At 47.8% G+C, this 21,451-nt stretch carries 19 protein-coding genes; all 19 read right to left on the bottom strand.

Annotated features, from left to right (window positions below; translation table 11 throughout):
* Positions 1 to 130: 130 nt before the first annotated feature.
* The 19 genes from QN395_RS03440 to QN395_RS03350 all read right to left on the bottom strand — a co-directional run bounded on the left by QN395_RS03440 (position 131) and on the right by QN395_RS03350 (position 21,419).
* The gene (locus QN395_RS03440) at positions 131 to 760 is read right to left on the bottom strand and encodes a hypothetical protein (RefSeq protein ID WP_323491663.1); all 630 of its coding nucleotides are present in this window, start codon (positions 758 to 760) and stop codon (positions 131 to 133) included.
* Positions 757 to 7,209, bottom strand: coding sequence for a phage tail protein (locus QN395_RS03435; RefSeq protein WP_323491662.1), 6,453 nt, complete (start codon positions 7,207 to 7,209; stop codon positions 757 to 759). The genes QN395_RS03440 and QN395_RS03435 overlap by 4 nt, the downstream gene beginning before the upstream one ends.
* Positions 7,196 to 7,570 carry a C40 family peptidase gene (locus tag QN395_RS03430; protein ID WP_322118687.1) on the bottom strand — a complete coding sequence of 125 codons (375 nt, stop codon included), beginning with the start codon at positions 7,568 to 7,570 and terminating at the stop codon, positions 7,196 to 7,198. Before QN395_RS03430 ends, QN395_RS03435 begins: the two co-directional genes overlap by 14 nt.
* On the bottom strand, positions 7,563 to 8,120 hold the full coding sequence (locus QN395_RS03425) for a hypothetical protein (protein ID WP_323493094.1): 558 nt from the start codon (positions 8,118 to 8,120) through the stop codon (positions 7,563 to 7,565). Before QN395_RS03425 ends, QN395_RS03430 begins: the two co-directional genes overlap by 8 nt.
* A 116-nt stretch (positions 8,121 to 8,236) precedes the next feature.
* Positions 8,237 to 8,599, bottom strand: a complete 363-nt coding sequence (locus tag QN395_RS03420; RefSeq protein WP_322118685.1) for a hypothetical protein — start codon at positions 8,597 to 8,599, stop codon at positions 8,237 to 8,239.
* A complete protein-coding gene (locus QN395_RS03415) occupies positions 8,596 to 12,960 on the bottom strand; it encodes a hypothetical protein (RefSeq protein ID WP_322118684.1) in 4,365 nt (1,454 codons plus the stop codon). The genes QN395_RS03420 and QN395_RS03415 overlap by 4 nt, the downstream gene beginning before the upstream one ends.
* A 13-nt stretch (positions 12,961 to 12,973) precedes the next feature.
* Entirely contained in the window at positions 12,974 to 13,165 is a 192-nt protein-coding gene (locus tag QN395_RS03410) for a hypothetical protein (protein ID WP_323491661.1), read from the bottom strand.
* 137 nt (positions 13,166 to 13,302) lie between these two features.
* On the bottom strand, positions 13,303 to 13,626 hold the full coding sequence (locus QN395_RS03405; protein WP_322118682.1) for a hypothetical protein: 324 nt from the start codon (positions 13,624 to 13,626) through the stop codon (positions 13,303 to 13,305).
* A gap of 82 nt (positions 13,627 to 13,708) precedes the next feature.
* Positions 13,709 to 14,224 carry a hypothetical protein gene (locus QN395_RS03400; protein WP_322118681.1) on the bottom strand — a complete coding sequence of 172 codons (516 nt, stop codon included), beginning with the start codon at positions 14,222 to 14,224 and terminating at the stop codon, positions 13,709 to 13,711.
* A 94-nt stretch (positions 14,225 to 14,318) separates the two neighbouring features.
* Positions 14,319 to 14,798, bottom strand: a complete 480-nt coding sequence (locus tag QN395_RS03395; RefSeq protein WP_322118680.1) for a hypothetical protein — start codon at positions 14,796 to 14,798, stop codon at positions 14,319 to 14,321.
* Between the two features lies 1 nt (position 14,799).
* A complete protein-coding gene (locus QN395_RS03390; RefSeq protein WP_323491660.1) occupies positions 14,800 to 15,180 on the bottom strand; it encodes a minor capsid protein in 381 nt (126 codons plus the stop codon).
* Positions 15,177 to 15,527, bottom strand: a complete 351-nt coding sequence (locus QN395_RS03385) for a hypothetical protein (RefSeq protein ID WP_323491659.1) — start codon at positions 15,525 to 15,527, stop codon at positions 15,177 to 15,179. Before QN395_RS03385 ends, QN395_RS03390 begins: the two co-directional genes overlap by 4 nt.
* Positions 15,520 to 16,143: a hypothetical protein gene (locus tag QN395_RS03380; RefSeq protein WP_323491658.1), complete on the bottom strand. Its 624-nt coding sequence runs from the start codon at positions 16,141 to 16,143 to the stop codon at positions 15,520 to 15,522. Before QN395_RS03380 ends, QN395_RS03385 begins: the two co-directional genes overlap by 8 nt.
* 53 nt (positions 16,144 to 16,196) lie before the next feature.
* Positions 16,197 to 17,036 (bottom strand): hypothetical protein, encoded by an 840-nt coding sequence (locus QN395_RS03375; protein ID WP_323491657.1) that lies wholly within the window; start codon positions 17,034 to 17,036, stop codon positions 16,197 to 16,199.
* Between the two features lie 3 nt (positions 17,037 to 17,039).
* A complete protein-coding gene (locus QN395_RS03370; RefSeq protein ID WP_323491656.1) occupies positions 17,040 to 17,462 on the bottom strand; it encodes a hypothetical protein in 423 nt (140 codons plus the stop codon).
* Positions 17,462 to 17,725 carry a hypothetical protein gene (locus QN395_RS03365; protein WP_323491655.1) on the bottom strand — a complete coding sequence of 88 codons (264 nt, stop codon included), beginning with the start codon at positions 17,723 to 17,725 and terminating at the stop codon, positions 17,462 to 17,464. The genes QN395_RS03370 and QN395_RS03365 overlap by 1 nt, the downstream gene beginning before the upstream one ends.
* Positions 17,726 to 17,801: 76 nt before the next feature.
* A complete protein-coding gene (locus tag QN395_RS03360; protein WP_322118673.1) occupies positions 17,802 to 18,713 on the bottom strand; it encodes a major capsid protein in 912 nt (303 codons plus the stop codon).
* 123 nt (positions 18,714 to 18,836) lie between these two features.
* Positions 18,837 to 19,721, bottom strand: a complete 885-nt coding sequence (locus QN395_RS03355; protein WP_322118672.1) for a DUF6651 domain-containing protein — start codon at positions 19,719 to 19,721, stop codon at positions 18,837 to 18,839.
* A 75-nt stretch (positions 19,722 to 19,796) separates the two neighbouring features.
* Positions 19,797 to 21,419 (bottom strand): hypothetical protein, encoded by a 1,623-nt coding sequence (locus QN395_RS03350; RefSeq protein WP_322118671.1) that lies wholly within the window; start codon positions 21,417 to 21,419, stop codon positions 19,797 to 19,799.
* Positions 21,420 to 21,451: the final 32 nt, after the last annotated feature.

The following is a 21,451-nucleotide window of genomic DNA, read 5'->3' as shown; positions in this document are numbered from 1 at the left end:
ACTGTAACTGTTTGACTGCCTTGAGTTACCGCGCATGTTGATTTGATCTGTGCCATTCATTCCACCATAATGAAGTGAATGGCATATTATCATAAATAAGTCAGTAATGACTTATCACGCACATAAAATGTTATGCCTGTGTAGTCATTTGTATGGCATCAACCTCTTCGTTTGTAGTGGCGGCGTTAATTAACGACTCACATCGTTGACGCTCGCCAATCAGCGCGCCTGACGCAGAAGCGAACGCGTCAGCTTTGGCAATAATTTTAGAACAGAGTGTCGGCATGTCTATTTCACGCGCTTCTGCCAGTGCTGACAGTAGTGGCGTTTTTGCGTCAGATGACGCAATAAAATTACGAGCCTCCAGCTCTTGCTTAGACCAAGAATCAACCTCGCCACGAGGATAGCTTGACTTAATGCGCTCAAGGGCAAGCGAACAGTCGGCATTAATAATGCTTAATTTGTTTCTCTTAGTGGTCTCGATGTCTCTATGGTCAACCCACTTAAATTGAGACGCATCCCAAGTGAATCCAAATGGTTTAAGCAAACGGATTGCTTTCTGGGCCGGTGTGAACTGAACCACTTCGCCATCTTTAAAGTAGCATTCGTCAGCGGTCAGAGTGCCAAAAGACATTGATACGTTGTTAGCAGCGTAGTGTTCAAACGTCGATCTGGACAACGTAGCATGCCCGCTGACTGCGCCCGTCTCGTCAAATAAAGTGACTTCAGCACCAGACTCGTTTTCTGGAAAGACCATCATTTTTTCACCTTCAAAATAAAGCACTTGGTAATACTTACGGAAACTTGGCTATTGGGCGTCAGAACAATCGAGTAATACCCTGGATATAAAAAGCCAGAGCAGGTAATTGAGCCGTTGTAGCTTCCGACACTAGATAGAGAAACGGTAGAGCTAAACTGATTCCAAACGCCAAATGTAAAGTCACCACTACTGCTATCGCCCGTATATGCGCCGGCGTAATTAGCCACAATCAAGACCTTTGATGGGAAATTCACATAGAAGCCTGTCCCGTTCGACACGCCGGAGGTAAAGTTATCCACCTCAGTCACCGCATCGCCCGTGATTTTGTTCGTTCCCACTGTCAGGTCATCAATGTTTGCCGACTTAACAGCCAGTGTGCCGATCTGCGCTGTGTTGATTGATGCGTCGCCGATTAAGGCGTTACTTATGATCACGCGAGGGATGCCATTTACTGCGCCTACAACAAACGGCTTTACGGTAGCGTAACCTGGCAATACCACGCCAAAGGTATCGGCACGAATAATGAACTCTGAAACGACTTGGCCATTGACCGTATAGCTCGCCAGACCATATCCGCAGACATAGCCGTTATTGTCGATCTTGACGGTGTACTGACCAGATAAGCCATTCACGCTAGAAGACAATTGCTGTATCGCTGTCGTTGCTCCATTAAGCGTCGAAGTGACCGTGTTAATCTGTGTGGCGATGGCGGAGTCTGCCGCGCTTTTACTGTACGAATAGCTCTGCACGTAAGATTGGGCGCTGCTTAGAGTAGCCGTGTCGCCATCTCTATATTGCGTTTGCAGCGAAGTCGTTTGACTCGCGATAGCGGAATCGGACGCCGCTTTACTGTAGGCATAATTTTGCACATAAGATTGTGCCGTATTGACAGAGGCCGCATCCCCAGACTGAAAAGCAGTATTCAAAGCGTTGAAAGCCGTTGCCAAGGCCGCGTCGCTATCGCTTCGCGTGTAGGTGTAATTCTGCACGTAAGTCTTTGCAGATGTCAGAGTTACCCAATCATTGTATTGATACGCGGTTGTTAAAGCGCTTAGTTGGCTGGCGGTAGAAGAATCCAGAGCGACCCTGGCGGTGGTCTCGGATATGATCGACGCGGTGTTTTGGCCAACTGTAGCGCTTAACGTATCAACTCTTGAGGACAGCGCGGAATCTGCCGAACTTCTAGCACTAGACTCCGATGTAATTGCGGCGGTGTTTTGGCCAACAGTGGTCTTTAACACGTTCAGACTATCGGCAAAAGCTGTATTAGCGTCGCTTCTAGTGGTTGCCTCTGAAACAATTGCCGCTGTGTTTTGCCCAACAGTTGTCGTCAACGTGTCTATTCGGCTTGTTAAGGCCGTGTTTGCCGTGCTTCTTGTAGTTGCTTCAGAAGTAATCGCCGCTGTGTTGCCATTTACCGTTGTTGTTAAGGCAGAGATCGAGTTTGCTAAGGCTGAATCTGCTGTACTTCTGGCGGTAGACTCTGCGGTAATTGCTGCCGTGTTATGGTCAACAGTAGTTGATAAAGAGCTGAGCTGAGAGGACAACGCGGAATCGGCACTGCTTCGCGTAGTTGACTCTGAGGCGATGGCGGCAGTATTCCTATTAACGGTCGCGGTGAGACCGGTAATAGAGTTAGATAAAGCTCCGAGACCATCTGCTCTTGCATTTTGTTCCGCTGTAATAGCGGCAGAATTTACCCCTACAGTGGAAGTAAGTGTCAAAATTCTTTCAGACAGGGCCGTGTCCGCTGTCGCTCTCGCAGATTGCTCCGCAATAATGTTCGCCGCGTTGCCATTGACGTTGGTCGTTAGAGCGTTTATCTGACTAGAGAGCGCGGACTCTCCTGCGCTTCGAGTGGTTGACTCTTGCGTAATGGCGGCAGTATTTTGCCCTACCGTCGCCGTAAGCGCCGTAATAGAATTTGATAAAGCGCTATCACCGTTCGCCCTTGCCGTTTGTTCGGCAGTAATTGCCGCAGAATTTCCGCTTACAGTTGCGGTCAACGCCGTAATAGAATTTGATAAAGCGCTATCACCGTTCGCCCTTGCCGTTTGTTCTGCGGTGATAGCGGCAGAATTGACGCCGACTGTAGAGGTAAGCGAGGTGATTCTGTCCGATAAAGCGCTATCGGCTGTCGTTCTGGTTGTCGCTTCAGAAGTAATCGCGGTCGTGTTTTGGCCAACTGTAGCGCTTAACGATGTTATTTGATTAGAGAGCGCCGTGTTTGCCGATGCTCTAGTCGTTGACTCAGTGCTAATCGCCGCCAATGCGTTATTCGCGCTTGTCGTGACTGTATCTATACGGTTCGATAGCGCAGAATCGGCGCTGGTGCGAGCGGTTGACTCTGTCGATATCGCAGCCGCATTTTGGCCTGTCGAAGCTGTAACGGTCGCAATTTGCGAAGCCAGAGAGTCGGTTGCGGACTGACGAATTGTTGCTTCTTGCGTTATTGCGGCACCGCGAGCTTGAGCTTCAGCTAGAACAGCTTGAGCGCGGTCTTGCTGCTCCTGCGTAATGGCGGCAATTCGACTTTGAGTCTCTTGTGACACAGCCGCAAGGCGCGTCTGCGCCTCCTGCGTTATTGCAAGACTGCGCGTTTGCGCTTCTTGCGTAATCGCAGTAACTCGATCCTGCTGCTCTTGAGCGATTGCCGCCGCTCGGACTTGCTGCTCTTTTAATACATCAGCCGCCCTTTGAGCCGCTTCATCTGAAATGGCCTTTGTGATTTGAGACGCAACGCTGTTTGGCACGGTCGAGTCGCCACTTACCTGCTTAATTGTCGTCTGCAATTCTGGAATCAGTTGCGACGCTTTAAGTGTACCGTCTGCGATGGCGGCAACATTTAAGTTAGTGGTCTGAAAAGGAATAACAGACGTTGGCTGTAATTCTGTAAGTCCAAAAATATCAAAAGGCGCTATCGTTAAATAGTAATTATTTTTGAACTTTAGGCCAGGCAACACAATGCTTGAATCCGGCCCCTCATAGACCAAAAACGGCTTTTGCACATCACTTGCAGGATCTCCACCTAAATTGGCAGCGACCTCAGATAGAAACACTCGTGCGCCTGAAAAATCGATATCATCTGAGTGAGTGTAATTCACTACGGCGCTATCAAAACTTGGCACAATATTGTAGGAAGTGACAGTCGGTGGAGGATTGTATGCCTCTGTTGTCGCCGGATGACCTACGTTATTAAACGTGTCCCGCATACGAATTTCAAAGATCAAGCGTCTGGCTAGTCCATCTGCATAGTTTTTGTCGTGCGTATAGATGTAGTTGCTGGCGGTGACATACTCTTTGCGCCGCAATATTGAATGACTCGCGTCATAGACGGAGATTTCATAATCCTTGAAATGAGGATCAAGTGAGCCGGCATCCGCGCCAGTAGGTTCAGAACCAAACTCATAAGAGGCGGTTGTCGCGTTGTAACGCCACATTAATTTGCAGTCCCGCCCTGCCCAGTAAAGGTTGACGCCTGTTACTTGGCCTACTTTGATTTTAGGTATTTCACCCACAACCACATAGTTTATTTGAGGCGCGGACTCATACAGTGATCGCTTGCCAAACACATCAAATGCCACTATACGAATTGTCAAAACATCGTCTTTTGCAACATCGCCAATAGTGTACGAAGTGCCGTTTTTGGCACTGTCCACCTTCTCAAGCTTGCCGTCATTCTTCTTTACGTAAATATCGGCACCACCGTAAAAACCTACCTCTGGGATGCGCCAACTGGCCGTAACTTTCGTTACGATATTTGAACCCGCCACATAAGTTTCTTCGTATGCCTCAAGATTGCGACATGCGCCAATAGCAGAACCTTCGACTGGTACTGGAGGGGCCAACACTGAGCTATAACGCGAGAAGTCATAGACTTGCGGATCGTATTGCAAAGCAACGATATCTCGGTGATAGTCATGACCGCCAGTAACGGATTTAATTCTAAATGGAGACTTAACCTTACTTGTCTCGCCAAACATCCAATTGACGTATTGTTGAGGGGCCGCAGACATAGGCGACTGTAGCGTAAGCGTGGAGCCGGTGTTGGCCCGATTAACCACGTTAAACTCTTCAATAACGTCAGTGTCGAACAGCGCGTAAGAATCTCCAACTTTTAAGCCAGTTGCATCATCCACAATAACGCCATAGGCGCCATTGCCTTGGCCAAAGGTTCCGGCGATGCGAAGATCACGACCATTACTTTGAATGCGCTTGACGGACTGAACGCCATCAAACAACGTGAGAAAGATAGAGGTGCCTGCAATGTTTTGAATAATTCCAGAGCTGCGCTGAACAGAATCATGTATCGCCAAAAGCTTGTATTGCTTTCCGGATTCCATTGTTACGTCGCGGTCAAGCTTCACTACGGACGTAGTGCTACCAACGTCAAAGCGCCCCGCTACCGCCCAATCCGTCATATCGTTCTGTACTAAAATCAAGTCGCCGACTGTACAGGCCACCGCTTCCATTGGCGCAGAAAATGATACGGTTTTTAGAATGTAGCGATTCAAGTTGAGCTGAAATAAGCCCTCTCTGAATGCGGTTTCATAGTTGTCTACGCCATATAGAGTGATCGCGGAATTGCGCGTCTTATTACCGGCGACTAGCGAAGCAGGATCATAGACTTTGACAGTTCTTTGTTTGTAGCTGTCCGTCTTGTCAAAGAAGGTCACATCAATTTCGTTTGCACGATCTGCGGTCCCAAGCCAGGACTCTTTGTACGTTCCCGCTGCGATGTTGGCGACCGAGAACATCATTACCGGATCGGCAGCTTTCTCAACCACAACGGTAAAGCGAGTGCCGACATTGACTAGCTGCGCATGCCCTACTCGCAGCACGTATTGGCATGCATCCCATACATTCATTTCGGAATCAATGATGCCATTCCACTCTAGCGCTTGATCGTCGCAATAAGCTGCCCAATTTTTGAAAGCGATAAAATCCAGGCGGTTCGTATTCATACCTCCGCCAAAACGTCGATTGGTCAGCATATCCCAGACAATCCATGCTGGATTTTTCGACGCAACGCTATACCATCCTTCGATAGCATTATCAGACTGCTTGCCGTATGCCTGGATAATGCGCCCGCCATTGATGAAGGTGACTTTTGGTAGACCAGATATCTGATCGCCAAGCAGCACTTTCACACCCAACATCGCTGTATTAGGATAAGTCAGTAGCTCGTTTTGTATCTCATTAACGTCGGATAAATAAACCTCATCAATGACGTTTGTTTCAGTTGATTTTGGCGCAGTTCGTCTAACGCGAATCTCATACTTGGCAGGCGCTAAAACTGGCGAAGTAAATGACTTTCGCATTGCCGAACGCTGACTGCCGCTAAAACTGATATTGTTTTCATAAACAGGAACGCGATTGCCGTTAGCGACCGCAGCGGAGGCGTCGTCAGGGTTAGAACTATTGTCGGCGGTTGCTGGAACCCATTCTTTAATTTCGTCACCGGAGATTAGTGATTGCCAAGCGGTAGAACCAACTTGGCGATACTCTGCATCGATTGGTACGGTCACTACGCTGCTTGAGCCGTCTGTTAAGCTCACTCGACATAAACCTGATGGCGCAACCAGATCCATTCTGAACTGATCAATTTTTGCCACCGTCGTGTGATAAGTGTAGTCAACGGTAAGTTTGGCGTTCTTGTTTTGTGGCGTGACTGTATTATTGAACCAGCTCATTGAAGTCTGATCTTGCGCACCTAGGCGAACGACAGTTTCAATGTTGACATAGTCCGTAATTGGATTGTCGTTAATCTCTACATCGGAAATGCTCGCAACAGGGCCTTCTCCAGCAGACAACAACATGTAAAGCGTTTGCGTATCTCCGTCATTCTCGGTATGAAGACTGATGATATTGCCGCCAGTACGAAACTCGCCGTAACAGACCGGAACTGGTATTCCCTCAATGGACGTATTTTTTGCTCCGTCAATCCCATAGGTTGAACTGGAAGCGTTTGTGTTTTGAGTTGCCGCACTTGGAGCAAACAAAGCATGCACCAGCAGCGAGCCGGCGAGCGAAATGCCGGCTGTCAACGCGCCCATTCCAATGCTGCCGGCGGTTAATCCTAAGCCTAAACTTGAGCTTAATGCACCCGCCGCGTAAGGCGCCACTACCGCAATAGCAATCATTGCGACTATTGCGAAAATCTGTTTATTATCTCCGCCGCCCGTTGGGACAGGACAAATGACAACATTGTCCGAATTATCAAGATAAGTTGAACCAAAGCTTTCTTTAGGAATTACTTTGCCGTTGACCGATATTACGACCTCAGAAGTTTCAAGCGGGAAGTAGTCATTAAGCGTCTTTTTAGCGCTCCATATTACTACTTCATTAGCGAACTCACGCGGGTTAAATGGATTCAAGATACGAATGACTCGCACCTCTTGCTTGACCGCTTTGCTGACGCGCTTACGTGACTTCTTAGTTTCCGACATGCTTATAGAATCCCACAATACGATTTTTCCAAGTATCAACTTTCAATGTCGATACGCCATTTGCTTGATCCCAAGAGTGAATCATTTCGTCGTCGTTAATCATGTAGCCGACATGAGAGACGTAACGCCCGATGCGAATTAGCACCACCGCGCCAGCTTTTTGACTTACCTCTTCCCATTGCGGAAGACTGGCGCCGACCAGAGCCGAAATAACACCTTGATTACTGTGCGTGCCAAAATCCGGTAACTCAATGCCGTCACGTTTAGCCATTTCCATTACAAGGCCGTAGCAGTCGAAATAGTCAGGACCCCGCCCTCCCGTTTTAAATGGAGTGCCTATCAGATCGCTAAAATTAGCCATAATTAACGTCTCTGGTGTTGATGCCCGGATAAGCGCCAAACCGAATAACGTTTTCATGCGCGCCACAGCCGTTTGGACCCTTAAGCGTTAAGTCGCACGAAGTTAATGTGCCGTTGTAGCCGCACTCATCGCCCTTGTAACGCCATTGGCAATAGTCACGAGCTTGGCGTCTGCGAGGAAATGCTTTAGAGATGCTGTTCTCTGCGCCTAGCGTGAAAGAGCAAACGTAGTTAGAGGACTCTGCGCCAACCACATCAAAATATTCGATGATTTCCGGCGGCTGGTTTAATGCCCCTGCGTTGACGACCATGACTGAAACAGAGAATCCGACTCCACCGCCGTAGCTCTGCATGCGAGCCTGAACCGCTTTAGAGTAGTCTCTGATTGAAAGTTTGACGGTCTGCTGTATGCCTGACTCTTCTTTTAACTCGATGTCAAAAGAGGCGGGCTGATATTGAAAACCGTTGAATTGAATTAGCTCTGTGTTTCGGACGATGTGTAGAGTCTCCACCACTGAACCCGTCGCAGGGTCGATTACGTCAATATCCACACAGATAAGAAACGGCGTATCCGAAGACAGCCGGTTCTTTTCAATAACACTTGCAACAGAGAGTGATTTAGCCGTAGTGACTTATTATACTAAGTCACTACTGACTTATCAATCAATTATGGCTGTTTGAGCGAGATTGTTACGTCCCATAGCTGAGCAGCGCCAACACCTACATACTTAAATGATAGTTTGTCGGCAAAAAGAACCTGTATCGTATCGCCAGAAACAGGATCAACCCAATCAAAAATAACTGAGCCGCCTCTCACTGAATCATAGAAATTCTCCAGCTTGATTCGATCAGCATTAAGAATGCTAGAGAAGCCTGTTTTATACGACCGGCGTGGTTTTCGCGTGTGCTTAGCGCGAGACACTACGTAACCGCCGTCCATTTCAGACTGCATAGATGGGTCTTCCAAGCTCTTCTCATAGAACTTGGAGTCCTGACTTTTGTCCATCGTTGGAAATACCGGATTACTCATTTCAATGCGTCCTTCATACCGCTACGAAAGCCGCCTGGTTGGTTAGCTGCCGTCATAACTACGTCCAAAATATATTGCTTGCCATCAAATCGCATTTGACCTTGTTGCGCGTTTGCTTGCTGCCCTGTCTGGTTAATCACATTCACCGTCACTGCCGGAGCTGCGCCGCCTGATTGACCGCCCTTCATCGTGACAGGAATGCTTCGACCGTCTGGTAAAGGAACATACGCCTCTGGGCCTGCCTCGCCGTACATCGCCAACTGCGGGCTATTAGCAATACCGCCACCAGCGTACTTACGCAATTGCAGTGGGCCAAAATCAGTCATGATTCCGCCGTTAGCGAAAGCCCATGAACCGACATTGACCGGAGCAGATATTTCACCGCCACCCATCAAAGGCGAGGACGGTGCGTTAGCAGCCGTACTAGGACCACCCAAACCGAACAACCGCGCTAATAATCCGCCGGCTGAGCCAGCGATATTTCTAAATGGTTCTGCCAACGCTTCTTTAATTTTTGCGTTTGCAATATCCATTAAGATGGCCTTTAAAAAGCCCTTTACTTCCATGCGCCCTGTTCCAAGCGAGCTTGTTAGCATCGACACAAAGCCATTTGCCGCGTTCACTTCGATCTGCCCAATGGTGTCGTATGTAATGCGCCATTCATCAACCAGCTTCTCTAAAGGCGAACGAAGAGCGAGGCGTTGCTGCTCGGCTTGCGCGATTAAAAAGGCGGTATGAGCTTCAGTCATTTGCTCACTCTCAGTATTGAATTGCTGTTCCGCAGACTTCTTTTTCTCAAGCGCCGCTTCTGTTCTGGCGTCGCTTCCTGCCGCTGCCGCAATTTCGCTATTGATGCGTTGCTGTTCGGCGTCAAATGATTTTTGACGAGTAGTCATACGAATATCAAACTTCGCCTGCTCTGTTTCTCTCGTGAGACGCAGCTCTTCCTCTAACTTAGTTCGAGGATCTTGAATATTCTCGGCATTAATTTTGTTCGTCTTATCAGACAAATCAGCACCGTAATTGATGGCATCTGAGCGCGATTGCTGATACAAGGCCGACGCTTTAGCGTATTCGTAATATTGAAACTCTTTAGTGCCTTCTTTTAGTCGGGCCTCGTTACGCGCAAGTTCACGACCCAACGCCCGAAAAGCGTCCGTTTGTTTTTCAATATTGCCAGAAGTTAAACGATCAAGCGCTGAATCCGCCTCTATGCTGGCTGCGGCTCCTCGCTCGTTAGCAAAAGTAACGGCTTTAATTTGCTCTGCCAACAAACGCTTCTGAGTAGTTTCATCAACAAGCGCACGAAACTTCGTATTATCTTCCGAGACTGGCTTATTTTTATCGCGGTTTTCATTGTAGTCACCAGCGAGGCGCTTGCCGTTTAGCTCAGCAAAAACCTCTTCTTGAAGCGCGGCAACGCCTTGAGTATCACGATAAAGAGACTCCAGCTTTAATGTTTCGGACTTGCTGTCGCCAATGGCAGTTTCGAGTGCGCGAGTAAGAGGATCAACGCGTTCGGCGCGTGTCGAATCTTTGCCGCTCAGTAAATCTTTCAGCTTGGAAGTGTCTTGAACCTTTAAAGGCGGTTTGACTTTTAATGGGCTTCTTGGCGCATTTTTCGCCGCATCTGCTTCCGCCTGCTCGCGATCTTGCGCAACCATATCAGCGTGAGCTTGTGCTGAATTTGGCGCTTTTTTTCCCATGCCGTTAGCATTTAAACCTCGTTGAAGGTCAAGATCATTCTGAGCTTTTTCGGCCATTAGCTTAGTTTTCTTTGCTTCGTCCGAAAACATCGCTTGAACGTTTAGCCAACCGTTTTTAAATGACGTTAATAAACGTTCACTCCAACCGATAGCCCAATCTATTACTTTTACCCCACCAACTTCAAAGTTGGCGATAAGATTAGTCAAGTCCCAGGCAGCAATCAATAGCCCCACATAAGGAATCATTCTCATAAAGCCGCGACCTACTATCGCCGCCGTCGATGCTACAGTGCTGCCGAGTGCGCTAAATCCAGACGCGGCTGCGCCTACTCTTCCGAAGCTCAATCCCAAAGTGCTTAAAACTGTTGATGCTGGCCCAAGTAAGCCGAACATCGACGCAAAGCCCTTTACAGCAAGCGCGGCACCGAAAAATCCAGTTGCGATCGCCGTCACTTGAGTCATGATAGGGTTATTTTTAGCAAAGTCTCCTGCCGCATTAATGATGCCCGCCAAAGCTTTCGCTACGTCAGACAAAATTGGCAGAAGCGTAGTGCCTACTGAGATTTTTAAATTCTCCATAGACGCTTTGAAGGTGTCAATATTGCCGGCATACGTTTTCATCACGTCGTCGTTCATTTCTTCCGTTCCTTTGGAATTCATGATCGTATGCGCGCTTGCGTTTGCTCGCTCCATTGCAGAGCTATTGCCTGCTGTTGTCAGCATACCGACGGCGTTAGTTGACCAGCCTGTGCCAATAGCGAACTTCATCATGGCGTTTTTAATCGCCATTCCGTCCTTTGTGTCGCCTTCTGGAAAATACTTTTTCAAATTTTCTGGCCTTGTCATGTAAGACAATGCCGCTTTTGAAATCTTTTCTAATGCGCCTACAGGATCTTCGTTAGCCAAACTCGCAACAGTTAAACCGCCTTGTCGAAGCGCTTTCATCGCTTGTTTATTCGACTTGCCATCAATGACGGAAAGATCCATAAGGCCGGCGTCGGCAAACTCTTTGGCCCCTTGCTCGGTCATAGTTCCGCCGTTGGCCATCTTTTGAAACATTTTGACCATCGTGCCGACGGTTGATACGCCAGCACCGCCAGCACCATGCCCACCAGACACCTTTGCCTGATCAAGAAAGGCTACAATTTTGGCAAGACCTTCGTCTGAAATTTTATCGGCGCCAGGTGCGTCACGACGTAAGAAAGTCTCCAAGTCGGCAATATCAATCTTACGACCTGTCCCAACATAAATCTTTTGAACTAAGTCGAGCGTTCTTTTTGCCGCCGCCGGGTCATTAGTTTGCTGGCGTGATTCAATAACGCCAAACAAATTCCGAATCATGTTCTCAAAACCTGCGGCAGATTTATCGCCAGTAATTGACTGAATGTTATGCGCCGTCATTGCGGCATGCTGCAAAAGCTCGTCAATAACTTTTACATTGTTTTCACCTAGACCACCAATCGCAGCCAAACGTGCGCGCACCATATCAAGGGACGATGCAAATTTCAGAGCTTTTGAATCATCCCAAGCTTTTTGCTTAACATAATCCTCTTGATCTTTTGGCAGGTTGAGCGATTTTAGCAACGTCTCTTCGCGTTGATACTTGTCGGCAGAATCAACAGAGTTCGCAAGACCTTTTTCAATTTTAGCGCCCGCGTATGCTTGCGCCATTCCCTTCCACATTTGAGCGACTTGTTCGGCTTGTCTGCGTTGTTCGTCCGCAGTCTCTCTTGCTTGACGCTTTTGTTGCGCAGCCGTCTCAGCCGCTTCTTGTCGAATAGCTCGCTCGGCGTCTGCACGGTCGCGAACTTCTTGCTCCGCATATTGCTTCTTTAAGCGTGTTAAGTCGCTTGCTGATTTAGCCGCTGTATCGTTAGCTTCTTTTTGAGTGGCGGCAACCATCTTCGCAAGACGTTGCATTTCAGCCGCGTTATTGCGACCGACTGCTAAGGCAATTCGAGACAGGTTTTCTTTAGCTGCCGCCGCTGATGTTGCGGCGACTTTTTCAGCTTCTAAAGCGGCAATTGCGGAAACTCTAGCAGCTTGCTCTTGACGAGTGGCTATGATCCAGCGGTCTAGCTGTTGAACCTCCGCACGGATGGCATTTGCGCTACGCTCATGACGGTCTGCATCATTTAACGAGGCATTGACGACGTTTTTGCCACCAAAGGAACCAAGCCTGCGTTCAGCTTCTTCAGCTTTTAACATCGCAGCAGTTGACTGTGCGCGCTCGTCATTCTCTAACTTGCGCAACTCTGAAAAAGTCTTTGCCTTGTCTGCTAAGAGCTTGCTATTGCTCGCCAATTCATTTTCAAGCGTTCGCTTTTTTGCGTCAATAATGGCAGTCGCACTATCTTTTGCAACCTTTGCGCTTTCTCTTTGTGCGGAATCTACTTCACGAATACCGCCGACAGTTTTCTGCAACTGGTCAACGGCGGCTTGCAGCCCTTTTTGCAGAGATTGAAAGCCGGCAGTGAAACTGTCAACATTTTTGCCTAAGCTGGAAATTGAAGACTCGACGCGGTCGGCAGATTTTGAAAAGTCACCTAGACCAATCTCAAGCGACTTGACGCTATCCTGCGCCGACTTAGTCTTGTAGGTGAAGCCAGAATCATCCAGCGTCAGAACTACCTTAATTTCCTTACCTAATGCCATATCTACTCCAAAACTATGCGTTAGAAAGCGCTTTTAATTGCGCGAAGCCTGATTCGTCTCTTTTCGCATCGAGTGGAGTAATGGCCTCCATCTTGACAATGGTGCCGGTCTCTACCACGAGACGCTGCCTGTATTCTTGCAATTGCTCATCTGTTGATTGACCAGCGCATGCCACTTGCATATTCCGGATATCTTGCTGAGCCATAATGCGGTCGATGTTCCCGCTCAGTAGCCAGAAAGTCTTTATTGGAAGCTGTTTTGCTTCCATGTAACCTATGTGATAAAAGTGAATGACTCGACTGAAGAAGAAGCCGAAATCGACTTCTTCAACCTTCGAGTCGTCTACTTTCCCGCTTCGTCTGTTCGCTCTTCCGCTTCATCCACGTTTTCGCCACGAACGAACTCAGCAATCACGTTTAGCTGCGCCAAGCCGCGACCGAACAAAGAAGCTCGATCCAATGTCGGTACGCTGCGTAAAATCATATCCAGAGTGGCTTCGACTTGATCAGCCACGCTTACGGTGCCTTTTGATAACGCCTCGACAGTGCGCGTGGTAACGATAAAATTTTCCACCGTCATTTCATGAATTTTGTGGTCTACGCCACCGATACTCAGAACGCGGTTCGATGTTGTGTCTAATTTGTCCAGGTTTAAAATCTTCGTCATTTCAATTTCCTCTTTAAGCAAAAAGATGCCCCGCTTGTGACAGCGAGGCGGTTTCTTCAATCAGTCGTCAATGACCAATCAGTTAAGGCGTAACAGGAGAGCCGATAGCAAAAAGCTTTGCTGTGACTGGGTCTGGGTAGCCAGTAAAGTCGCAGTTAAAAATGCGCTCATTTTCCAGCTTGTATGCGAACGTCAAACCACCCGCAGTTGCAGCCAAAGGAATCACGAAGTCTTCGCTTACATTAGAGTCAGGCAAAGCTTTAGGATGCAAACGCAACTGTTTTGCTGTAGATAACAAATCAGTACCAATAGCGTTAGTTACATCAACGTGAATGTCTGCGCCATTTGTAACTAGAGTTGCGCCTGGCATAATTGCTACCAAGTTCGTTAATGTCGTTTCCGCCAATGGCACTTTAACCATCACTTCACGACCCATGATGTATTCGTTGATCGTGGTCTTGCCGAACTGATCCACGTTCACCTTATGAGTGTCTGTTTTCACTGTTACTTCGACGCCGCCTTGGGTATAGCCCAAATCAACGCCGCCATAAATCACCTTACAAACGCCAATCTTGACGTTTTTGGTATCACTTGCCATACAAAACTCCTTGCAAAGAGGTTAAATACTATAAATACGTCACTACTGACTTACTTAATATAGCACAAAAAGCCATAGCTATAAAGCGTTATGGTTAGAAAACCTCGTTTAGCGCTTCTTGTAATGCGAAGTCGATCTCTTTATCGACCGCTTCTACTGCTCGATACATAAAGCCACCACCCACTTGAACGCCGCCGTTACTATCTTGCTTCTCAAGAGATTTTTCACCAAGCTGAATTGAGCCCATTGGCGTTTGATGCTCGTGAATCTCATAAGCGTAATCACCAACAGTTTTGCCAGGTCTTTCAGGAACCGGCGTATCCATATCGATATAAACTTCGATCTCCACTTTAGCGAATCGCCCAAGATCGTCACGCAGCCGTTCAGCTCCTTCTGGGCGCATCTTAATGGCGTCTTCAAGATTCGCATGGTCACGCGGCGCCATTTTTTTTGCCATGTCTCGCAGTTCAACGCCTTTCTGTATTAACGACTTCACGACTCTGCGTTTGGCGGTCGTATCGATACGCATTAGCAATTCATTAGCGCTCATAAAGCCTTCGACTTTTACGCCCACGTCAGCTCCTTACAAAGCACACGTCAAACATCACATTAAACTCTAATAAGTTTCCCCTTGATAAAGGAAAGGCTACCGCCTCCGTTCTTGGTCGAGAATAGTTAAAGTTGTGGTCCTCAACCTGAGTATTTTCCAGCGTTAGCGCATCGATGACCTTCTTGATCAATACCTCGCCATTAGCATAGCTGTGGCTTCTAACAATTAGCTGAAACTCAGTCTTAAAATAGCCCTTTAGCTCGTAATCGATTTTTGTACCAGACAAGGGATTGCGCAACAAAATTGCTTCTTCCGCTTCTGCTGGCAGCATATTGAAAAACATTGATGTGCCCAAAACGCCAAGGCTGTTCGCAGCCAGTATATTTGCAAGCGGTCTCAAATTCATGCTTTACTCCAAAACTGCGCCGCCACCTCGACGTGATCTGGTCGCCCCTGTAAATCAGAACGCGGTATGCGGCCAACGATACGCAACTTGCATTCAGGCAAAATGATGATGTCGTTCATTTGCGCTTTCGTATTCTTTGTCAAAAGAATCTTAGAGAGCGCTTCTTCTTCGATCGCATTACCTCGCGATGCAGAGCTGTCGGCGCGCACAGACGACTTCTCAATGGTCAGCGTGAGCTTTACTACTGTACATCGCTCAGTAGTCTTCAAGACCGGCAAGGGCATGCCATAGTCGTCAGATTTGCCGTCGCTTGACTGAATGACGCAGGTAGAGTTTGGACTAAACATGTTTCACCAGTTCGGCTTGAGAGTTAGGATGAAAAATCGAATTACGAATATTGGCTAGTTTTGTCGCGCCGCTGATAGTTCGGTCGCTAGTCTCGACAAGCATTCCGTTATTGACGTGATTTGAGTCTGGATAGCGAACCTCTGCGAGTCCGTTAATAAGAAACGCTTGCGCCTCAATCAGTGATTGGTAGGCGAAATCTCTTGCGTAGCCGTACAGTAAAGCCGTTGAATCCCAGACTCTACCGGCGTTGTCATGCGACACAAACTTAATGTCGTTGACGTTCTTTTGCAGAAGTAATCCAATTGCGCCCAAGCCACGAGTAAAGACGTTGGCCAAACGACCGGCATTACTTTTGCGAACAACGGCTGAGCCATTATCGCGAATGACGCGACGTACTCGAAGTATCCAGCTATACATTTCAAAATCTAGCGCTTCTAGTCCTTTAGCATGTAACTGAACTAAGTAAGCGTCCGACATTTGCTTGATGCGCGTCTCAAAATTAGAATACGCTTTGGCTAACTCCGCATGCATGATGACGGTCGCTTGATAATTCGCGGCAGCGTTGCCGGCGGTTGCAGCGCTTGCGCGCATAACGTGAATGTTTTTCAAAGTCATTTGAAAAAGCTCAAGCTCAGTTACTACGCTTTTGGCAAATTCATCTGGCGTCATCATCGCCCCACTTTTTTAGAAAAAGTTACAAAGTAAGATAAGTAACTCAAGGCACGACGCGATACAGGTAGATCGAGCGGCTTGCCAGACCGGTACATTTGCTTTACCTCGCCGATTGACTCCAGAAGCAAGCCCTCACGACGGCGAGAGTCCACCACGTTACCGCCCAGAATTGAATCAGCCTCAACAATTTGAGCCTTGCTCAAGGCGAGCTTGAACTTGTCTGGTAGCTTTGAAAATTGCAGCGGCGTCAGTAAGGCCAGGTTGCCGTTAAATAGAAACATGTCACCATTTGAGACGTAGTTGGTGGAATAAGTCCCCTCTGGTACAAAGTTTAGGCTGTCTTGTCCCCAATTGACGTTCGAGTTCAATTGAGTGAAGCTTAGTTGGACGATGTGATCTCGCGCATCGCTAAGCGCAGCAATTCGTTCACTCTCAGATGACTTGTCCCATCCTGCCAGGTTTGGCAAAGAGACAGCGTTAAACTCAGCCTGTGCGTATGTTTGAAATGAGTTCGTTCCCACCACTAATGGATCTGCCAGCTCAACGATGTAGCCCGTATTAATTACTATGGTGTTGCCGGCAACGACACAATGCAGCTCTACAGCACGAAGCCCTAATGCGGCTGTATCTGCGATGATATTATTCTCGGCAGAAACCTCAATCACGGCCTGCGGTGACTCAGCGACGAAGCTAGAAAGCGCCTGCAATGGCACTAGCTCTGTGCCGCTTTCGTCACTGATTCGATACTCAATCGATGTCACTTTAAGCGGATTGCCCGACTTGTCGCTCAGTACAGTTATAAGATTGACTGCGGTTCCTGCGAGAAAAATATCCATCAATTACACCTTGCTGTAGTCAATCAATGCCGCGATCAGGTCTTTGATCGAATTGCCTTTTACGCCAATCGGGTCACCCAAAGCGCGCAATCCCTTGATGCCTTCGCTATCTGCCAATACAGAAAGCTGTTCTTCTGTGAACACAGGTTTTGAAGTTTGGTCGTTTTTGGCAGTTTCGACTTTCTCAGTGTCATGCTGTCCTTCTGCGCCAGATACGAACATTGGGGCCGGCGAGTGCGCGTTGTCGATAATGGACTGCGTAATCGAAACTGACGTGCCGTCTTCCCATTCGCAGAGCATCACGGCAGACATGCGAACCGCGTCGATCACAAGAACGTCCGCAGTAGATAGCCCATCTTCAAAGTTGATGACCCCCATCTGACCGCTGTAGCCCTCAAAGCCTAATTGTGTAATGCGCAGCTTCATTATTGAGACTCCTGCGGCGCTTCATTCGTTGCCGCATTAAAGTCACCGGAGTCGCTTTCAACATTAACAGTGGCGTCGGTTACATCGTCAACGCCAACATCTACGTCTCCAGGCTCGCCAATGCGCTCAACCTGATAAATGCTTGCAATGCCGCCCGCGCTCTGCTCGCTAACGTCAGTCACCGATGTGCCGTTGTCGAAAACAACATCGCCCAACTGACCAGAAAAAGCTTCGTAGCCAGCTTGAATAAGTTTGATCTTCATGTATTCCTTTCTGAATATGAAAAAGGCGGGATTGCTCCCGCCTTCTATTATAAGTCACTACTGACTGATTACAAGCTTAAATGTTTGACACGCCTTTGAGACGAGCAATCGAGCGAGTCGATTTTAACGCCAGGCCGCAGTACCATTTCAAGCGGATGCGAGTCGCATCTTTGTTTTGAACAGTGCCGACGTTCTCAACGACGATACCAGCATTATCACCACCCCACAGACCATGCAAGCCGTCCAATTCGTTTAAGCGCAACGCATAAACGGAAGCAGTGGTGGCGTTTGTACCTTGAGTTTCAGCAGCGCTCAAGAACTCATTCATGATGATAGGAATGCCGTTGTGTGTCAGCATTGGGCGACCGAAGTTTTCCAACTGTTGCATGACAGCGTCAGTGCCGTAAGTAGCTCGCAGCAAAGCACGGAATGCGCGAATTGTGCCACGGCGCATTACCAATACGTCAGCGCCGTTTGGGACAGCGTCGCACAACTCGTCCAACATAGTCAGAGTCAATGCATTACCGTTTGCGCCAGCAGTAACAATCTGAGAACCACCAGCGGCAGCAGCCAAAGTTGGCAAGCCGTCGAAGATTTTAGTGTTAGCTGTAGAATCACCGGTAGCCAAAGCGCGGTGAAATTCACGACCAACGGTTTTGGCTTTTTTGGCGATTTGAACTGCCATCTGGCTGTTTGTGTCAGACAGAGTTTGGTTCAAGAATTTGTCGATATCCACGTCACCGGCGAGAATACGCAACTTAGCAACAACTTCTGTGAAGGTCGCAGCGGACTCATTCACAGGATCATTTGGATCAAGCCAATCGGCAGAACCCAAAGTGTTTTCGCGGTTGTACACGTATGCTTTGCCTTCGGTTTTCGCGAATGGCAGAATGCTGAACAAATCATCGCGTTCGATAATTTGATCGATTACGCCGGAAATGAGCTGATTATTGCTCAGATGTTCGGCTTCTTGTCGTAACAGAGGCATGTATGGTCCTTTAGAAAAGATAAAAAAACATATATCGTGCCTAAGTCGCTCTAAGTCACCGATGACTGATACATTAACATAAAATCATGCCAATGTAAAGTCAGTGGTGACTTATTTCAATGACTAAGCAATGCCCCCAGAACCGCTCATATTGAAGCCTTTTAAACCAGCGGAGATTTTTGCAACTGAATCAGTTTCCTGTGATGCCTTAACGGTCTTTGATGCATCCGCCTTACGGCTTGCTGAATCTGCGCCTGAGCGAATTTTGCTTTTCAACAGATGGTCTTTATCAGGATCGGCATCAATAATCTTGCGTAAAGCAGCGTCAAAACCTACAGGCTCGCCACTTTGATCAATCAATGCTGTGCGACTAGCTGCGCCGCGAGGCTTGTCATAACCGACTACCTTACCTTCCACCAAATCAAAGTGATCGCCATATACGACGCGCACTTTGGCTGCGGGCATGACCATTTCCTCTGCAATGAATGCACTTTGACCAAATTGCGAGCCAATAGATAATTCATTAATTGCGCCAGTCTTTTGAGATAACTGGCCTTGCAGCTCAGCAATCTGATCTTGGAGAGATTTAGTCTGACTTGTATGCTCTTCCGCCATACGAGTTTTCAGACGGTCCCACTCACCTTTTGCTTCTAGCTGTGCGGTCTCGGCATTTTTCTTTTCTTCTAAAAGCTTGCGAACTGCTTCTGGATCAATGCCGTCAAACTGTTTTAATCGCTCTTGAGCCGATTGCAAGTCGCTTTGCGTCTTTTGCAAGGCTTCTTTTTTCTGCATCACTTCTTTCAGAAGTTTGGCTTCTTCGTCAGATGGTTTTTTCTCTCCCTTTAATGCGCTTTCACCTTCTTTTGCTGCCGCTGCTGCTTTTGCTGCGTCTGCCGCAGCCGCATCTGCTGCGCCTGTATCAGAACCGCCACCGCCATCTTCTACGATGCCCATACTCATGAAGCCAAAGCCAAATAAGAGTGTCGCGAGTAACTTACTGAATTTCATTTGATGCCTTTCTGACCAGTCTCTAGGTCAATGGTTAAAAGTGCCAACGATTCTCTTCGCTGGCGGTTGTAAAAATTAGTTCTGTGACAAAGTCGCCTTTGCGGTGTCACGATTTTGCGATTTTTGTAAAGCAGCCTGATCTGGAGCGGTCGCCGCTGCCATATCTGCCGCAAGCTGAACAGGATCAAGAGGCCATGACTTCAAGTCCGAAAGCATCTTGTCTTTCAGGTCTTTGGCCAATTGAGGGAATAGTTTGTCGATCACCATTTCCATCTGATGCTGGCGAACGCTATCTGGTGCTGAAATCAACATCAGTCGCGCAGCAATGTCGAACTCGTCATAAAGCCCACGCGTATCGAAGTTGTCTGGATAAGACACAAAACTCTCGGTTATCTTGGTGCCGTTCCAGAGCGCGACCATTCGAGTCAGTTTGTTTTCAAAAAGCTCTAAGCTGTCAGCTTTCGCTTGAAGCAAGGCGTTGACGCGTTCAAAGTCGTAGGCTTTAGCCACGCCGGAACTGTTGTCGATACCCAAGGCGTTATCTTGCTTGGTGCGTTCGCCAGCTAGTCCGACGGTGTGGTAAATCTCATTGATAATTTTGTTGATAACGGCCAATATCATTTGCGCCTGTTTTGGATCAGGAGACAAAAAGAATGGTTGCGCGCCGCTTTCACCATCGTAGATAAAGATGCGGTTTGTCCCCATCTTCAATAGCGTGTTGTAGTTGTCGTCGCCAGGTAAAACATTCTGCGCCGGCATAGCCAGTTGTGAGAATGTCTGATCTTGAATAATGGCATCCAAGTTGGACAAATAGTTCGCCACTGCGCGGTCGAGGTAAGCGATGTCATCAATCAATGAAGGTGCGGAGTAGTCCTCATCTGTGATCATGTTGTCCACAAGAATGACCGGCACGACGCCAAGATCATGAAATCCGAAATCTGCCAGCACGATCTGCTTTTTGCCACCTGAACCTTTACGCTCTTCGTATAAGCGCCATTCAATTTTTGTCCAAAGACGATATCGAACAGTTTCGTCCCCGGTAGATTCCAATGGATCTTGATCGTCGCGCACACACTCCTGAATAAGAACCCATTCAAGTTCTCCATCACGGTCATACGCATAGTCGAGCAACTGCTCTGGCCCAACGGTGTAGGCAAACGTGCGGACGTCGAGCTTCTTTTCATCCGCTACAGATATCACTGAACCGCCGCCATCTTTCTTACTGTTGTCCACTACGACGGCAATGCGCCCATAGATGGATGTTTTCTTTGATACTTGGCGAGAGAAATCACGAATGCTAAGCCCATTTTTTGTCGCTCTAGCCCAAAACGCTTTTACCGCTTCCGGCGCGTCTACTTCATTACGAACGATGTGCTGTTTGAACAAATATTTGTTTAGCAAATCCACTACTTCGCGGCTATGATTAAAACGGTAGCAGCGATCGATTCGATCGTTATATTCGCCTTCGCCTTCTTTGACGTATCGAAAGATGTTGCCTTTAAACCACTCTCTACCGCCTTCGTAGGTGTCTTCCAGAAATTCCCAATGCTTGATCAGGTCTTCATAGTCTGGATGACGACGCGCAATAAGCCTTTTAAGCTTTTTCTGATCATCGGTGGCGGGAGCGATGCCACTAGAGACAGCAGCATCATTTGGATCAATTACGGCTGTAGAGCCAGGTGTCATAATCTTTTTCATGTTGGCATTATAAGTCACTACTGACGTATGTC

The sequence above is a fragment of the Undibacterium sp. RTI2.2 genome (assembly GCF_035018705.1).
Classification (GTDB): Bacteria; Pseudomonadota; Gammaproteobacteria; order Burkholderiales; family Burkholderiaceae_D; genus Undibacterium.
This window is presented reverse-complemented; position numbering and strand designations above follow the sequence as displayed.

Excerpts from the sequence above, each read along its gene's own strand:
- QN395_RS03430 (WP_322118687.1), bottom strand. The coding sequence starts at position 7,570 with ATGGCTAATTTTAGCGATCTGATAGGCACTCCATTTAAAACGGGAGGG.
- QN395_RS03385 (WP_323491659.1), bottom strand. The coding sequence starts at position 15,527 with ATGTTTAGTCCAAACTCTACCTGCGTCATTCAGTCAAGCGACGGCAAA.
- QN395_RS03435 (WP_323491662.1), bottom strand. The coding sequence starts at position 7,209 with ATGTCGGAAACTAAGAAGTCACGTAAGCGCGTCAGCAAAGCGGTCAAG.
- QN395_RS03390 (WP_323491660.1), bottom strand. The coding sequence starts at position 15,180 with ATGAATTTGAGACCGCTTGCAAATATACTGGCTGCGAACAGCCTTGGC.
- QN395_RS03360 (WP_322118673.1), bottom strand. The coding sequence starts at position 18,713 with ATGCCTCTGTTACGACAAGAAGCCGAACATCTGAGCAATAATCAGCTC.
- QN395_RS03440 (WP_323491663.1), bottom strand. The coding sequence starts at position 760 with ATGATGGTCTTTCCAGAAAACGAGTCTGGTGCTGAAGTCACTTTATTT.
- QN395_RS03370 (WP_323491656.1), bottom strand. The coding sequence starts at position 17,462 with ATGAAGCTGCGCATTACACAATTAGGCTTTGAGGGCTACAGCGGTCAG.
- QN395_RS03410 (WP_323491661.1), bottom strand. The coding sequence starts at position 13,165 with ATGGCTCAGCAAGATATCCGGAATATGCAAGTGGCATGCGCTGGTCAA.
- QN395_RS03365 (WP_323491655.1), bottom strand. The coding sequence starts at position 17,725 with ATGAAGATCAAACTTATTCAAGCTGGCTACGAAGCTTTTTCTGGTCAG.
- QN395_RS03380 (WP_323491658.1), bottom strand. The coding sequence starts at position 16,143 with ATGACTTTGAAAAACATTCACGTTATGCGCGCAAGCGCTGCAACCGCC.
- QN395_RS03355 (WP_322118672.1), bottom strand. The coding sequence starts at position 19,721 with ATGAAATTCAGTAAGTTACTCGCGACACTCTTATTTGGCTTTGGCTTC.
- QN395_RS03415 (WP_322118684.1), bottom strand. The coding sequence starts at position 12,960 with ATGGCATTAGGTAAGGAAATTAAGGTAGTTCTGACGCTGGATGATTCT.
- QN395_RS03350 (WP_322118671.1), bottom strand. The coding sequence starts at position 21,419 with ATGAAAAAGATTATGACACCTGGCTCTACAGCCGTAATTGATCCAAAT.
- QN395_RS03375 (WP_323491657.1), bottom strand. The coding sequence starts at position 17,036 with ATGGATATTTTTCTCGCAGGAACCGCAGTCAATCTTATAACTGTACTG.
- QN395_RS03420 (WP_322118685.1), bottom strand. The coding sequence starts at position 8,599 with ATGAGTAATCCGGTATTTCCAACGATGGACAAAAGTCAGGACTCCAAG.
- QN395_RS03405 (WP_322118682.1), bottom strand. The coding sequence starts at position 13,626 with ATGACGAAGATTTTAAACCTGGACAAATTAGACACAACATCGAACCGC.
- QN395_RS03400 (WP_322118681.1), bottom strand. The coding sequence starts at position 14,224 with ATGGCAAGTGATACCAAAAACGTCAAGATTGGCGTTTGTAAGGTGATT.